The organism is Streptomyces sp. NPDC047081, assembly GCF_040643775.1.
Lineage (GTDB): Bacteria > Actinomycetota > Actinomycetes > Streptomycetales > Streptomycetaceae > Streptomyces.
Map to the genome: position 1 here is coordinate 46,252 of NZ_JBEYUY010000009.1, position 14,986 is coordinate 61,237.

11 protein-coding genes are annotated in these 14,986 nt (G+C 70.8%); all 11 read right to left on the minus strand.

What is annotated here, in order from left to right; translation table 11 throughout:
- Window positions 1–12 precede the first annotated feature (12 nt).
- Window positions 13–1,359 (minus strand): VWA domain-containing protein, encoded by a 1,347-nt coding sequence (locus ABZ848_RS18865; protein WP_360833026.1) that lies wholly within the window; start codon window positions 1,357–1,359, stop codon window positions 13–15.
- 101 nt (window positions 1,360–1,460) lie between these two features.
- The gene (locus ABZ848_RS18870; RefSeq protein WP_360833028.1) at window positions 1,461–2,780 is read right to left on the minus strand and encodes a PP2C family serine/threonine-protein phosphatase; all 1,320 of its coding nucleotides are present in this window, start codon (window positions 2,778–2,780) and stop codon (window positions 1,461–1,463) included.
- Complete coding sequence (locus ABZ848_RS18875) at window positions 2,781–5,285, minus strand: tetratricopeptide repeat protein (RefSeq protein WP_360833031.1); 2,505 nt, start codon at window positions 5,283–5,285, stop codon at window positions 2,781–2,783. It abuts the gene before it with no gap.
- A gap of 22 nt (window positions 5,286–5,307) precedes the next feature.
- Complete coding sequence (locus ABZ848_RS18880; RefSeq protein ID WP_242758972.1) at window positions 5,308–6,642, minus strand: hypothetical protein; 1,335 nt, start codon at window positions 6,640–6,642, stop codon at window positions 5,308–5,310.
- A gap of 55 nt (window positions 6,643–6,697) precedes the next feature.
- A complete protein-coding gene (locus ABZ848_RS18885) occupies window positions 6,698–7,735 on the minus strand; it encodes a glutamate ABC transporter substrate-binding protein (protein WP_360833035.1) in 1,038 nt (345 codons plus the stop codon).
- A gap of 14 nt (window positions 7,736–7,749) precedes the next feature.
- The gene (locus tag ABZ848_RS18890) at window positions 7,750–9,204 is read right to left on the minus strand and encodes a hypothetical protein (RefSeq protein WP_360833038.1); all 1,455 of its coding nucleotides are present in this window, start codon (window positions 9,202–9,204) and stop codon (window positions 7,750–7,752) included.
- 207 nt (window positions 9,205–9,411) lie between these two features.
- Entirely contained in the window at window positions 9,412–10,383 is a 972-nt protein-coding gene (locus tag ABZ848_RS18895) for a BadF/BadG/BcrA/BcrD ATPase family protein (protein ID WP_360833041.1), read from the minus strand.
- Window positions 10,374–11,639 carry a 6-phospho-beta-glucosidase gene (locus ABZ848_RS18900; RefSeq protein ID WP_360833044.1) on the minus strand — a complete coding sequence of 422 codons (1,266 nt, stop codon included), beginning with the start codon at window positions 11,637–11,639 and terminating at the stop codon, window positions 10,374–10,376. Before ABZ848_RS18900 ends, ABZ848_RS18895 begins: the two co-directional genes overlap by 10 nt.
- A 6-nt stretch (window positions 11,640–11,645) precedes the next feature.
- Window positions 11,646–12,539 (minus strand): carbohydrate ABC transporter permease, encoded by an 894-nt coding sequence (locus ABZ848_RS18905; RefSeq protein ID WP_360833047.1) that lies wholly within the window; start codon window positions 12,537–12,539, stop codon window positions 11,646–11,648.
- A gap of 2 nt (window positions 12,540–12,541) precedes the next feature.
- Window positions 12,542–13,483, minus strand: a complete 942-nt coding sequence (locus ABZ848_RS18910) for a sugar ABC transporter permease (protein ID WP_360833050.1) — start codon at window positions 13,481–13,483, stop codon at window positions 12,542–12,544.
- 7 nt (window positions 13,484–13,490) lie between these two features.
- A complete protein-coding gene (locus tag ABZ848_RS18915; protein WP_360833053.1) occupies window positions 13,491–14,852 on the minus strand; it encodes an ABC transporter substrate-binding protein in 1,362 nt (453 codons plus the stop codon).
- Between the last annotated feature and the right edge of the window lie 134 nt (window positions 14,853–14,986).

Consider the following 14,986-nt stretch of genomic DNA (forward strand, 5'->3'; position numbering starts at 1 on the left):
TGCTGCGCTACGTCACTTCTTTACACGAACAGTCTTTGTCGACCGGGTTTCGAGAGTCATCTCGTCGGCCTCCTCGACCTTCGCCTTCAGTCGCACAGTACCTGTCGCGGCGTCGACCACGTCGACCACCTTCGAAAGCAGTTTCGCAGTATCCGCGTTCCCCGAGTCGTTCGCGAGCTGGACGGCCCGGCCCAGTTTGGCCGTCGCTCCATCGATATCGCCCGCTTTGCGTAGATCGAGACCTTGTTGGATCGCTTGCGCGAGTTCGGCCTGACCCGTGTAGTGCGCGACTTGGGGGTTGATCGATGTCGAGGCCACCATGTCGTCGGTCCACACGGCCCGTACGAGCCCCTGCGCGCCCAGGTTCTGGACGCCTCCGTCGGGTTGCGGGACGACGAGGGAGACCCGGGCGGCGAGCATCTCCTGGCCGAGGCCGGCGGAGGGGACCTCGACGCACACGTGGTAGTCGCGGGACTCGTCGCCCCAGGACCCGGTGGGGTAGTCCCCGGCGCGCGGCCCGGCCTCGGTGCGGCGGTCGGTCAACTCCTCGACGGTGGGCGCGACTTGCTTGACGAACTTGATGGTCGTGCCGACCGGCGTCCACACCCGCAGGGCGACGTCGGAGACCTCCTTGCCCATCGCCGTCTCCATCATCTGCGTGAAGTCGGCGGCCAGGCCGGCCGGGTCGGCGACGATGTCGGCGGTGCCGAGCAGGGCCGAGGCGATCCCTGTGACTTCTTTCACTTCCCAGTCGGTGCCCACGCCCCGTGCGTCACAGGTGAACCGCCCGGCACAGGAGTCCAGGGCCGCCTTGAGGTCGGTCGGCGACTCGTGCTCGTTACGGCCGTCGGTGAGCAGGATGCCGTGCCGGATGGCGACGTCCGCGGAGGACAGCAGCCGGTCGGCCAGGCGCAGCCAGGTGCCGATGGCGGTGCCGCCGCCCGCGCTGAGCTTGCGCAGGGCCTGCTTGGCCTGCTCCCGGGTGGTGGCGTCGGCGACCGCGAGCCGCCCGCTGCCCGGATAGACCTCCTTGGCCACGTGCGTCCCGCCGATCACCGCGAAGTGCACGCCGTCGCGCAGGGTGTCGATCGCGGCGGCCGTAGCGTCGCGGGCGTTGCGCATCTTGGTCGGCGGGTAGTCCATCGAGCCGGAGCAGTCGACCATGACCGCCACCGCCGCGGACGGCCCCTGGCCGCGCCCGTACAGGTGCGGCGCGGTGACCGCGCCGCCGATCGTGCCGCCCCCGGTGGCGGTCACCGTCACGATCGCGTTGACCTCGCAGCCGCCCTCGGGCAGGTACTCGTTCTGGTACACGTCCATCGAGAACTGCGGCACGTTGGACTTCGAGAAATTGGCCATGCCTACTCAAATCCCCCTCAAGAACCTCACGATCGCGAGGTGACGACTGTGTGCGGACCGGTCCCCTCCGGTCCGCCGAGGCCTCCCCGTCGTATCCGGCCTCAGGCCGATCCTGCCCCCTGAGGCACGGCCGGGAACGGCACGACGGCCACTGTTACGTTGTCGTGGCCCCCGCCGTCCAGGGCGTGGCCGACCAGGACGCGGGCGCTGTGCAGCGGACGTACGGCCGCGTCCGCGGGTACGACCTCGGCCATCTCCTCGGCCGCCTCCGCGTAGTTCCACAGCCCGTCCGTGCACACCACCACTACACCCGGCCGGTCCGGCTTGAAGGAAGCGGTGTGCGGCTCCAGTTCGTAGGCGTCCGCGCCGAGCCAGCCGGTGATCGCGTGGGCGCGCTCGTCGGCGTACGCCTCGGCCTCGTTCATCAGGCCCGCGGCGACCATCTGGGCGGCCCAGGAGTCGTCCTCGGTGAGCCGGGCCGGGGGCGAGTTGCGGTCGACCGGGACCCAGTAGGCGCGGCTGTCGCCGACCCAGCCGACGACCAGCAGGCCGGTGGTGACCACGGCGCCGACGATGGTGCAGGCCGGGGCGTTCTGGTGCGGGGCGTGCTCGCGGGCCGTGGCGGGTTCGACGGCCAGCGCGTTGACGGCCTGCGAGGCGGCCACGATCGCGTCGTGAAGCGCCTGCTGCGGGTGGGTGCCGCGCGGCAGGGCGGCCAGCACCGACTCGTTGGCGGCCCGGGCGGCGGCGAGCGAGGCGTCGTCGGGGCGGGTCGCCGAGGAGACGCCGTCGCAGACGATCGCCACCGACGCGGGGGAGCCGTCCGGAAGGGTGGCGGTGCCGATGCCGAAGGCGTCCTCGTTGCGGTGGTGCCGCAGGCCGCGGTCGCTGACGGCGGCCAGCGGGCCGCATTCCTGCTCCATGTGGTCGCGCTCCCGCGGTTGGGCGTGCCCGCAGTTCTCGCAGTAGCCGTCGGTGTCGACCCGGCCCGCGCGGCAGGCCACGCAGAGCCCCGCGCCCTCGGACGCGGACAGGTCGGCGACGCGCGGATCCGGGGCCTGCAAGGGGTACTCGTCGGGCTCCGGCGGCCGGTCGAAGCGCACGCCGGAGGCCGGGGAGACCGGCGATCCGGTGGGCGGCTGCTCCGGCGGCAGCGGGATCCCGCCGGAATCGGTGCCGGCCAGGTCGGTCGGCAGATGCGCGGCCGCCGGGGCACTGTCGGGCCGGGGCGCGACGGGCCAGGCCACGCCGTCGGGGTCCGGCGCCAGGTCCGCGCCGTTCAGCGCGATCGTCGGGTGGTCGTCCGGCCGTGGCGGCACCGCGGACAGGTCGTATCCGCACGCACCGCAGAAACGGTCACCCGACTCGAGCGGCCATTCGCAGCTCGGGCAGGCGGACAACTGGGGCATCTGCGACATCAACTACACCCACGTCCGGGGGCGGTAACGGTTGGCACGTTCCACCAGGTCGATCCTCTCCTCGCCGCCCCGCGCCAGCCGGGCCAGCGTGCGGTACGAACGCTCCAGGCCGAAGCGGAGTCCCCGCTCGTCCAGGTCGCTGCCGAGCAGCGCCCGCTGCCCGGCGGGCGCGGAACCCTGGCCCCCGGAGAGTATCCAGTCCAGCGCGCAGCCGAGGACCTCGGCCGACAACTGCTCCCGGCGAGCCGGGTCCAGACCGTACGAGTCCAGCGCCTCGACCTGCCCGGCGGCCGCCGTCAGATCCTCCAGGAACGGCGCGTCCGAGGGCGCCGCGGTGCGCTGCCGCAGCCGCGCTCGCACGGCGGCCACCCGCGCGGCCGTGTAGTGGATCGACGACTCCGGCACCGACTCCAGCGTCTGTACGGCGCCCCGCCGGTCCCCGGCCGCGAGCTGGACGCGGGCCAGCCCGAAGGCGGTGCTCACATAGCTCGGGTCGGTCGACCAGACCAGGCGGTAGTACTCGGCCGCGTTGTCCAGCTGGCCCAGCACCTCCGCGCACAGGCCGAGCGCCAGCTTGGGCGCCATCTCGCCCGGGAAGGCGTCGTAGATCGCGTCGAAGGCGAGCGCCGCGTTCTCGTGGTCGCCGGTGACCAGCGCGGCCACACCGCGGTACCAGACCACCCGCCAGTCGTCCGGCCGTTCGTCCTCCAGCTTGGCGAGCGAGGTCAGCGCGGCCTCGGAGTCGCCGTTCTCCAGCCAGGCCCGGATCTGCCGCAGCCGCGTCTCGACCGAGGGCGAGGGAGCCGCCGAGAGCGCCCCGAGCAGCTCGGCCGGCGCGGTGGTCATCAGGCCCGCGAGGAAACCGGCGTTGGGGTCGCTGGGGTCGACGCGGGGGACGGGCAGCGCGAGGGCCGCGGCGGGGGAGTTGACGTGCTTGACGAGGGCCGGGCTGCCGTTCAGGGCGACCGGGTCGGCCGCGGGCGGCGCGGCGGTGGGATCCGCGGTGAGCGTCCGCCTGCGCGCGTACCTGGCGCCCAGCCGGGACACGTCCCCCTCCAGCTTCGGGAACAACTCCGCGTCCGTGACCCGCAGTTCGGGCCCGAACAGGGTCGACAGGGCGGGCCGCGCCCGGCCCGTCTGCAGCGAGACCACCTCGCGCAGCACACCCGTCAGCTGCTCCGCCATCTCCTGCGCGGAGGCGAACCGGCGGGCCGGGTCGGGGTCGGTGGCGCGGACCAGCAGACGGTAGAAGGACTCGTACCGGCGGAAGACCTCGATGTTGTCCGGGTCGGGCAGCGAGTCCACGAAGACGTTCGTGTAGCCCTGGAAGTCGAAGGTCATGACGGCCAGCGTGCGCGCGACCGTGTACAGGTCGGACGCCACCGACGGGCCGACCTCGGCGACCTCCGGCGCCTGGTAGCCCACCGTGCCGTAGATGGCCGACTCCTCGTCGTCCATTCTGCGCACCGCGCCCATGTCGATGAGCTTGAGCTGGTCCTCGGTCTGGATGGCGTTGTCGACCTTGAAGTCGCAGTACAGCAGGTTGCGGCTGTGCAGGTGGCCGAGGGCTTCAAGGGCCTCGATGCCGTACGCGCAGGCCTGCTCCACCGGCAGCGGGTCGCGCTTCCCGGCGCTCGTACGGCGGTCGTTGGCGATCTCCTTCAGCGACTTGCCGCCGACGTACTCCATGACGATGTAGCCGTCGAGGGAGCCGGTGCGCTGGTCGAGGTGCTCCACGAAGTTGTAGATCCGCACGATGTTGGCGTGCTCGATCTCCGCCAGGAAGCGCCGCTCGGAGATCGCCGCCGCCATCGCGTCCTGGTCGCCGGTGTCGAGCAGGCCCTTGAGGACCACCCAGCGGTCGGCGACCGCGCGGTCCACGGCGAGATAGATCCAGCCGAGCCCGCCGTGCGCGAGACAGCCCGCGACCTCGTACTGGCCGTGCACCACGTCCCCGGCCTTCAGCTTCGGCACGAAGGAGTACGGGTGCCCGCACTTGGTGCAGAAGCCCTCCGTACGGCCCGTCTTCTCACCACGTGAACGCCCCACCGGCGCACCGCAGTCGGAGCGCGAGCAGAACCGCTTGCGCTCGGGCACCTCCGGGTTCTCCAGCACCATCGCGCGCGGGTCGGGCCGCGGCACGTCCGGCACCTGCACCAGACCGGCGCCCAGCCGCCCGCGGGAGCTGGTGTTGGTGCTGGAACCGGAGCTGCGCACCGACACCGAGCGGCCCGTCGACTTGCCCGACAGGGACCGCGACAGCCGTCCCGACACCGAGCGCCGCGACTTCGACGACTGCGAGGACGTACGAGAGCTGCCGCGGCCGGCCGAGCGCGAACTGCCGCTGCCCGCCGAGTCCTTGCCGCCGGTGGACGCCGAGCCCACCGCGCCGTTGGCCGACACCACCGGCGCCAGGCCACAGGTGTCGCAGTACAGCTCGCCGCCGCCCATGTCCTCGTACGAACCCTCGCAGCCGGGCCGCTGACAGGGCTGCTCCGCCTGACTCATGACGCTCTACCCCCCTTGTCGCTCACGCTCCGGGCCCCCTGCGGTCCTCGGGCCCGGCCTGCCCCGGCACCCGCGGGCCGCCGCCGAGCACCTCGGCGGCCGCCTGCTGGTAGCGCAGTACGGCCTGTTCGGCGACGCGCAGATCGCAGGGCGCGCTCCACAGCATCCGGCGCGCCGCGTCGTACCGCTCGATCAGGAACGGGTCCTCGGCGTGCCCGAGCCGGGCCACCTTCGCCTTGTACGCGTCGAGGCGGCCGCGCAGCTCCGCGCGGACCGCGAGCGGCGCGGTGACCGCGGTCAACGACTCGCGGGCGCGCAGCAGTTCGTCCTCCGCCTTCTGCTCCAGGGACTCCAGGAGCGGGGACAGGCGGTGCCACTGGGCGTGTCTGCGGTACTCGGCGGCCGTCGCCAGCTGCTCCTGCAGCACGGTCGGCGGGCCGCTGACCACCGGCACCTCCGTCGCGGCGATCTTCGCGAGGACCTCGCCGCGCGCGGTGCGCGCCTCGGCGAGCGTGCGGTCCGCGCGGGAGAGCACGTCCCGCAGCTTCACCAGCCGCTGCTCGGCGTCCTGCCGCACGGTCAGCACGGCGTCGATCTCCCGCCGCACGTCCTCCAGGGCGCGCGCCTCACGGTCGTACACCGTGGTGTCCGGGCGGCCGCCGCCGGGCGCCGAACTGCCCTGCGCGGGAATCCAGTAGGCGAGCGGGTCGGAGACCACCTGCTCGCGCAGGTTCGTCAGGGTGCGCGTGATGCGCTCCAGGTCGTCGCCGGCCGGGTGCTCGCCGGGGCGTACGCCGACCGAGTGGGCGAGCTTGCGGGTGCGCTGGAGCTCTGCGGCCAGTAAATCGATCCTGGCGGGCAGCGCCGACCAGACCGCGTCGGCGGCGACGACCATGTCCAGGCTCGTCGCGTACAGCTCGTTCATCCGGTCGACCAGGGCGGCCAGCGAGAACTGCTCGCTGAGCTTGCCCGAAGGGCCGTGCAGCGTAGGCGCGTTCGCTGTCGCGGTCGTCGAACCGGCGACCGTCACGGACGCCCCGCGCAGCAGCTCGGTCAGCTCCACCAGGTCCTCGCGGCTGGACCAGCGGCGCCGGGAGCGGATCTCCCGGGCGGCGCGCAAGGCGTCCGTGTACGCGTCGAAGTACGCCCACAGCAGCGTGATCGACGCCTCCGCGGCCGTCCAGCGCTCCTTGGTGGTCCCGGTGAGCTCGGCGCCTTCGAGGAGTCTGCGGCCCGCGTGGTCCTGCAGGGCGAGGAGTGAGGTCTCGATCGCCTCGTGCTCCGCGCCGAGCCGCGCCAGCGCACGGTCCACCTCGTCCCGGTCCATCACCGGCCCGGCGGGGTCCGTGACGCCCATCGATCACCTCTCGCTGCAGTCGTGTTCCGTCAGTTGTCCATCAGTCGATGATCGGTCACTTGTAGTGGGCTTCGGGAGGGGTCGCCGAGGCCGACTTCTTGCCGCCCTGGTCCATGGTGGGGTGCAGCCACTTCGCGTACGACGCCTGCCAGCCCTGGGGATCCGCGATGTAGTCCTCCAGGGTCCGGTTGACCTGGCGTACCAGATCCGTGGAGCTCTTCTTCATCGCCACGCCGTAGTACTCGTCGGTGAACACACCGCCCTTGAGCGCCACTGTCGGGTCCTGCGCGGCCTGGCTCGCGGCGAGCGCGCCGTCCGTCACCACCGCGTCGACCTCGCCGAGCTGCAACTTCACCAGGCAGTCGAGCTGGTTGGGGACGACGGTGCGGATGTCGGTGGAGGCGGGGATCTTGTGACCCTTGTCCGCGACCAGCTTCAAGAGGGCCGTGGAGGTCTGCGCCGAGCAGACCCGCTTTCCGGCGAGCGACTTGTCGTATCCGGTGATCGTCGAGTTCTTGAGCGCGAGGACCTGCTGGCCGGTCTTGAAGTAGGGCGCGGAGAACGCCACCTCATTGAGCCGGTCGCAGGTGATCGTCATGGTGCGCACCACCATGTCGACCTCGCCGTGCTGGATGGCGTCGATACGGCGGCTGGTGGGGATGGCCTTGAACGTGACCTTGTCCGCGTCGCCGAGGATGTCGTAGGCGATCCGGTGCGCGAGGTCGATGTCGAAGCCCTCCAGCTCGCCCTTGGCGTTGTTGGGGTCGAGGTAGCCCCAGCGGTAGCTGTTGGTGTCCACGCCGACGGTCAGCCGGCCGCGCTTCTTGATGGCGTCGACGTTCGAGGTGCTGCCGCCGCCGGACGGCGACAGGCTCTGGTCCTGCGGGTACTGGCCGTTCTTGCACTTCTCCTCGGTGGCGGCCTGGAGGGCGTGCGTGAGGCGCCCGCCGCCGCTGCCCGTGGTGCCGCCCGCCCCGCTCGCCCCGGTCCGGGGCAGCAGCAGGACGAAGGCCAGCGCGAGGGCGCACACGACCGCCATCGCGCCCACACCTCCCCAGCCCCGCAGACGGTGTGCCAGACGTGGTGCGTTCATCCTCCCGCCCCCTCTCACCGGTACTCCGACAGCCTGCGCCCGATGCCGAGGACCGCGCCCGAAGCGCCCAGCACCGCGAGGATCGCGGCGCCGTACGGCAGTCCGGTCAGCGCGTCCCGGCCGCCGGTCGCCGCCTGCTGGAACTCGGTCTGCTCATGGCCGAGGGCCTTCACCAGGGCCGCGTCGACGTTCTCGAAGCACACGCTGGTCGGGTCCGGGCCGACGCCGATGACCTTGTCGCGGGCCACCTGGTACTCGCCTGCGTCGCTCTTGTCCTGGGCGACGGTGTGCCGCTGCTTCCACACCTTCATGAAGCCGTTCGCCTCCGTCACCGGCTTCCTCCCCGCCGAGTCGTCGGCGAGGGAGCCGGCCTGGTCGAGCTTGGCGGCGAGGTCGGCGATCTGGGTGTCGTAGCCGACGGCGTAGGCGTCCTTCTGCTCCTCGCCGACCTTGGTGGTGTCGGCGCCGCGGCGGATCAGGGCGAGGTTCTCGTCGCTGCGGGCGGTCAGGGAGGCGATCCGGGCGTCGTGCAGGACGTTCAGCGAGCGGACGCCGTGGTCGTAGGAGTCGTTGAGGCCCACGCGCGCGACGGTGTGGCCGACCGTGATCCACAGCAGCACCACCACGGAGACCGCGGAGGCGGTGACCAGGCCGTGGTTGAGCACCCGGTTGGTGCGCAGGTAGTTGCGCCGCTGGGCCCAGACCAGGGCGGCCAGGGCGAGGACGCCCAGGCCGGCCGCCGCCCACGGGAAGGACTTGGCGTCCGCGTAGTCGGAGTTCAGCCGCTGGTTCTCACGCTCGTAGAGGCGCTCGGCCTTCGGCAGCATCTCCTGCTGCATCGTCTCGTTCGCCAGCCGCAGATAGGCGCCGCCCACCGGATAGCCCAGCCGGTTGTTGGCGCGGGCCGTCTCGACCAGGCCCTTGTACGTCGGCAGCAGCTTGTTCAGGTCGGCGATCGTCTTCGCCGACTCGGAGCCCGACTTGGAGTTGGCGGCGGCCGTGACCAGCTTGGCCGCGGCGTTGTCGATGTCCTTCTGGTACTGCTCCCGCATCGCGGGCTTCTCCTGCGGGCCCGCGAGATAGCCGCTGGCCGCCTGGGTGTTGGCGTCGGCCAGCGAGCTGTAGATGTCGGCGGCGGCCGAGCTGAGCGGCTGGCTGCTGTTGAGGACGTCGTCGGCGGCCGAGGCCCGGTCGGTCATCTGCCAGGCGGCGACCGCGCCGAAGCCGACGACGAGCAGGGCGAGCAGGGCACCGATGATGCGCAGCCGACCGGGCTCCGTGGTGGCGGCCGCGCGCAACTGGTCGACGCCCTCGGCGAAAGCGGTACGGCGCCCGGGTCCGGCCTCGGGAACAGCTGCGGGGCCCGGTGGTGTGGGGGGAGCGGGCGGGCCGGGCCGGTGCGGGACGGCGGGCACCGTGGGCACGCTCGAACCCGGTGGCGCCGCGCTGCTCTTCGGCGGGTGTGTCACTGTTGACCTCCCCCATGGTCATCCGTCGCCGCAAGTATCGCGCCCGGCACCGACATCCGCACCGGCCTTCGCTGGATCTTGATCCGATCGCAGCGCGGCGGCCGGTACGGAGCGCGGTGCCGTAGCCGGTATACCGGCACGACGCGACGCCCGCAGCACCCCCCTGCCCATGAATACGCCATGGGAATCCGTTCGGTTCCCGTGAGGTCACCCTTCGAAGTGGGCCCGCAGCCTCTCGTGCACCTCCGCCCCCGCGCCCACCCGGTCGAGCCCCAGCAGCGCCGCCCCCAGCACCGGGCTCGCCGTCACCACTCGCGCGACCGCCTTCGGTGCGCGCACGGCCAGCAACTCCCTTATACGGTCGTCGAGTTGGGGATGCCGGGCGGCCAGCACACCACCGCCGAGGAGGACCGGAGTCTCCTCCTCCAGCAGGTCGAGGCGGGTCAGCGCGACCGTCGCCATCGTCACCACCTCGTCCGCCAGCCGGTCCACGATCGCGCGGGCGACCGGGTCGCCGTCGGCCGCCGTTTCGAACAGCACCGGCGTCAACTCGTGCCGGCGGACCGGCTCCACCTCCTCCAGATGCAGCGCCTCGATCAGCGCGAGCATGGTGTCGTGGCCGAAGTGGGCCGGCAGGGTGCGGGCAAGGGCCGTACCCTCCCCGCGCCCGTCCTCCGCGCGCGCCGCGTGCCACAGCGCCTCCTCCGCCAGGCCCCAGCCGCCGCCCCAGTCACCGGAGATGCGGCCGAGCGCCGGGAAGCGGGCGGTGCGGCCGTCGGGGCGCATGCCGACGCAGTTGATGCCGGCACCGCACACCACGGCGACACCCCGGGGCTCGGTGATGCCCGCGCGCAGGATGGCGAAGGTGTCGTTGCGGACCTCGACACCCGCGCCCCACGCGCGCGCGTGCAGCGCGGCCGCCAACTGCTCCTCCTCCACGGGGAAGTCGGCGTTGGCGAGACAGGCCGAGACGTGCTCGGCCGAGTCCACGCCCGCGGCGGCGAAGGCCCTGTCCACGGCCTCGGCGAGCGCGTCCACCGCCGCCCGCACGCCCACCACCGGCGGCCGGAAGCCACCGCCGCGGGCCGTGGCGAGGACGGTGCCGTCGGCGGCCACGACCGCGACGTCGGTCTTGCTGTTGCCCGCGTCGACGGCGAGGACACGTGCGGTCATGCCCACGCGAGATGCTCCTGGTTGTGCGCGATCAGTCGGTCGGTGAGGGTCTCGGCGTACTCGTACTGGCCGATCAGCGGATGGGCCAGCAGCGCCCGGAACACCCGGTCCCGGCCGCCCCGCAGGGCCGCCTCCAGGGCCAGGTCCTCGTAGGCGGTGACGTTCGCCATCAGGCCCGCGTACAGCGGGTCCACGGCGGGCACCGGCAGCGGGGTCGCCCCCTTCGCACCCACCGCGGCCTGCACCTCGATCACCGCGTCGTCGGGCAGGAAGGGCAGCGTGCCGTGGTTGTAGGTGTTGACCACCTGGTACGGCGACCCTCCCCCGCCCAGCAGCGAGGCCGCGAGGTCGACGGCGGCCTCCGAGTAGTAGGCGCCGCCCCGCTTGCCGAGCAGCGCCGGCTTCTCGTCGAGCTCCGGGTCGCCGTACATCTTCAGCAACTCCCGCTCCATCTCCGCCACTTCGGCGGCCCGGGACGGCTTGGTGCGCAGCTCCCGTACGACCTCGTCGTGGGCGTAGAAGTACCGCAGGTAGTACGAGGGAACGACACCCAGCCGGTCGAGGATCTCGCGCGGCAGGCGCAGGTCGGCGGCGATCGCGTCACCGTGCTCGGCCAGCAGCTTGGGCAGTACGTTCTCGCCCTCGGGGCCGCCGAGGCGGGCGCCGGTCTCCCAGGTGAGGTGGTTGAGGCCGACGTGGTCCAGGTGGACGTCGGCGGGCGAGACGCCCAGCAGGTTCGCGAACTTGCGCTGGAAGCCGATCGCCACGTTGCACAGACCGACCGCCTTGTGGCCCGCCTGCAGCAGCGCGCGCGTGACGATGCCGACGGGGTTGGTGAAGTCGATGATCCAGGCGTCCGGGTTGGTACGGCGCACCCGTTCCGCGATGTCGAGCACCACCGGCACCGTGCGCAGCGCCTTGGCGAGCCCGCCCGCGCCGGTCGTCTCCTGGCCGACGCAGCCGCACTCCAGCGGCCAGGTCTCGTCCTGCTCGCGCGCCGCCTGCCCGCCGACGCGCAGCTGGAGCAGCACGGCGTCGGCGCCGTCCACGCCGGCGTCCAGGTCGTCCGTCGTCACGATCCGGCCCGGGTGCCCCTGCTTGGTGAAGATGCGCCGGGCGAGCCCGCCGACCAGCTCCAGGCGCTCGTGCGCCGGATCGACCAGCACCAGCTCCTCGACGGGCAGGGTGTCGCGCAGACGGGCGAAGCCGTCGATGAGTTCGGGGGTGTAGGTCGAGCCTCCGCCGACCACAGTCAGTTTCATGAACGGTTAACCCTTCACTCCGGTGAGCGTGACACCTTCGACGAACGCCTTCTGGGCGAAGAAGAACACGAGGATCACGGGGGCCATGACCAGCACGGTCGCGGCCATGGTGAGGTTCCAGTCGGTGTGGTGCGCGCCCTTGAACGACTCCAGGCCGTAACTCAGGGTCCAGGCGCCGGGGTTCTCCGACGCGTAGATCTGCGGGCCGAAGTAGTCGTTCCAGGCGTAGAAGAACTGGAACAGGCCCACGGCCGCGATGCCCGGCTTGGCCATCGGCAGGACGACCTTCAGAAGCGTGCGCAGCTCACCGCAGCCGTCCACCTTCGCCGCGTCGATGTACTCGTTCGGGATGGTCAGCAGGAACTGGCGCAGCAGGAAGATGGAGAACGCGTCCCCGAACGCCATCGGGATGATCAGCGGCCACAGCGTGCCCGACAGGTCCAGCTGCTTCGCCCAGAACAGGTACATCGGGATGATGATCACCTGTGGCGGCAGCATCATCATCGAGATGACCAGCATCAGGGAGAGATTGCGGCCCGGGAAGCGGAACTTGGCGAGCGCGTACGCCACCGGGATCGACGACACGACCGTAAGGACTGTTCCCAGTCCCGCGTAGATCAGCGTGTTCTTCCACCAGGTCAGGAAGCCCGGGGTGTCGAAGACCTTCTTGTAGTTGCCCCATTCCCAGGTGTGCGGGATCAGGTCGCGGCTGAGCGCCTGGCTGTCGCTCATCAGCGAGGTCAGGAACACGAACACGAAGGGCAGGACGAAGAAGAGCGCTGCCGCGACGCCGAGGGAGTGGATCGCGACCCACTCCAGGAGCGACTTGCGGCGTGCCGTGCGCTCGGCGGGGGAGACCGGTGCCTTCAACTGCACGGGCTTGTCCAGGACTTGGGCCATGGTCAGTCACCTGCCAGGTTGAGGCCGCCCCGGCGCCGCATCAGGAACGCGGTGAACACCATGGACAGGACGAAGAGGACGAGGGCGACGACACACGCCGAGCCGTAGTCGAAGCGCTGGAAGCCGAGGTTGTAGACGAGCTGCGGAAGCGTCAGCGTCGACTTCTCCGGGTAGCCGGGCTCGAACTGGGTGCCGGCGCCCTGGATCACGCCCGAGGCGACCTTCCCCGCGATGAGCGGCTGTGTGTAGTACTGCATCGTCTGGATCACGCCGGTCACGACCGCGAACATCACGATCGGCGAAATGTTGGGAAGGGTTACGAACCGGAACCGCTGCCAGGCCGAGGCGCCGTCCAGCTCGGCCGCCTCGTACTGCTCCTGGGGCACGTCGAGCAGCGCGGCCATGAAGATGACCATCAGGTCGCCGATGCCCCACAGGGCGAGCAGGGTGAGGGCCGGCTTGGACCAGGTGGGGTCGTTGAACCAGCCCGGGGCCGGGATGCCCACCTTCTCCAGGATCGAGTTGACCGGTCCCGTACCGGGGTTGAGCAGGAAGGCGAAGGCCATCGTCGCGGCCACCGGCGGGGCGAGGTAGGGCAGGTAGAACAGGGTGCGGAACACTCCCGTACCGGTCTTGATCTTGGTGATCAGGAGGCCGACGCCGAGCCCGAAGACGACCCTCAGGCTCACCATGACCAGCACCAGCCACAGGGTGTTGCGCAGGGCGGGCCAGAAGTAGGGGTAGTGCTCGAAGACGTAGGTCCAGTTCTTCGTCCCGCTCCACGTCGGCGGCTTGAAGCCGTCGTAGTGCATGAAGGAGAAGTAGACCGTCGAGATCAGCGGGTACGCGAAGAAGACCGCGAAGCCGATCAGCCAGGGCGACATGAAGGCGAGAGTGCGAAGCGCCGATTTACGGCGCTTCGACGCCAGCGTGATGGTGCTCATCGGCGGACTACTTCGCCTGCTCGATGTCCGTGTCGATCTGCGCGGCCGTCTTCTTCAGGCCCGCCTTGAGGTCGGTGACCTTGCCGCTCTCGTAGTCGTAGCCGAAGTTCTGGATGGTCGCGAGGTACACACCGCCGTTGATGGAGGCGGGGGAGGTGGTGGAGTTCGGGTCCGCGGCGATGTCCAGGAAGGTCTTGAAGCGCGGGTCGTACTTCAGCTTCGGGGACTTCAGCGCGGCCAGCGTGGACGGCACGTTGTGGATGGCGTTGGAGAAGCCGACCACCGCGTCCGTGTCCGTGGTGATGTACTTGACGAACTCCCAGGCCGCGTTCTGCTTCTTGCTGTTGGCGGCGATGCCCGCGATGGTGCCGGTGATGTAGCCCTTGCCGTACTGGCTGACCTGGTCGTCGGGGACGGGCAGCGGGGCGACGCCGATCTCGAACTTCGGATTGGCCGCGAGCGCCATGCCCAGGCGCCACTCGCCGTCCAGCTGCATGGCGACCTGACCGGTGTGGAAGGGGTGCTTGGCGCCCCACTCGTCGCCGAGGGTGGAGCGGTAGGTCTCCAGCTTCTTGTAGCCGCCGAGCTCGTCGACGAGCTTCTTCTGCAGCTCGAAGCCCGCGGTGAACGCCGGGTCGGTGGCGAGTTCCGACTTGCCGGCCTTGTCGAAGTACGTCGGCGAGAACTGCGCGAAGTAGTGCTCGGTCGTCGTCTCCCAGCCGTGGTAGTTCGGCATGAACCCGAGCTGCTTGTACGTGTCGCCCTGGGTGATCGTCAGCTTCTTCGCGTCCGCCTCGAACTCCGACCAGGTCTTCGGCGGGCTCTTGATGCCGGCCTTCGCGAACGCCGTCTTGTTGTAGTAGAGCCCGTACGCGTCACCGAGCAGCGGCACCGAGCAGCGGTCGCCGTCGAACTGGGTGTACTCGTTCATCGCCTTCGGGAACGTCGTCTCCGGGTCGATGCCGTCCTTCTTGAAGAAGGGGTTGAGGTCGACCAGGGCGCCCGACGAGCAGAACTTGCCGACGTTGTTGGTGGTGAAGGAGGAGATGACGTCCGGGGCCTTGTCGCCGCCGGTGCGCAGCGCCTGGTTGATCTTGTCGTCGGTCATGTTGGCGACGACGTTCACGTGGATGTTGGGGTGGGCCTTCTCGAAACCGGCGACCAGGTCGTTGACCGCCTTGGTCTCCGAGGCCGCGCTCCAGGCGTGCCAGAAGTTGATCGTCACGTCCTTGGACGCGTCGTCGGAGGCACCGGAGGAGGACTGGCCGGTACAGGCGGTGGCGAGCAGGGCGAGAGAGGCGGAGGCGGCGAGAGCGACGGCCGCTCGCCGGGACACTCCGGGCGCGACTTTCCAGGACTTTTCGGGCATGACAAGGTCTCCCAGGTACACGGCAGGGGATGGCGAGGGAAGCAGGCGGGGGGTGGGGCTGTGGAGTGGGGCTGTGCGGGTGTGACTGAGGGGTGGGGCTGTACGGGTGGAGCTTTGGGGTGCGGGACGCGGTG

What these genes read in the sequence shown, in the direction of transcription:
- ABZ848_RS18865 (WP_360833026.1), bottom strand. Translation starts at nt 1,359, where the DNA reads ATGGCCAATTTCTCGAAGTCCAACGTGCCGCAGTTCTCGATGGACGTG.
- ABZ848_RS18875 (WP_360833031.1), bottom strand. Translation starts at nt 5,285, where the DNA reads ATGAGTCAGGCGGAGCAGCCCTGTCAGCGGCCCGGCTGCGAGGGTTCG.
- ABZ848_RS18880 (WP_242758972.1), bottom strand. Translation starts at nt 6,642, where the DNA reads ATGGGCGTCACGGACCCCGCCGGGCCGGTGATGGACCGGGACGAGGTG.
- ABZ848_RS18885 (WP_360833035.1), bottom strand. Translation starts at nt 7,735, where the DNA reads ATGAACGCACCACGTCTGGCACACCGTCTGCGGGGCTGGGGAGGTGTG.
- ABZ848_RS18900 (WP_360833044.1), bottom strand. Translation starts at nt 11,639, where the DNA reads ATGAAACTGACTGTGGTCGGCGGAGGCTCGACCTACACCCCCGAACTC.
- ABZ848_RS18905 (WP_360833047.1), bottom strand. Translation starts at nt 12,539, where the DNA reads ATGGCCCAAGTCCTGGACAAGCCCGTGCAGTTGAAGGCACCGGTCTCC.
- ABZ848_RS18910 (WP_360833050.1), bottom strand. Translation starts at nt 13,483, where the DNA reads ATGAGCACCATCACGCTGGCGTCGAAGCGCCGTAAATCGGCGCTTCGC.
- ABZ848_RS18915 (WP_360833053.1), bottom strand. Translation starts at nt 14,852, where the DNA reads ATGCCCGAAAAGTCCTGGAAAGTCGCGCCCGGAGTGTCCCGGCGAGCG.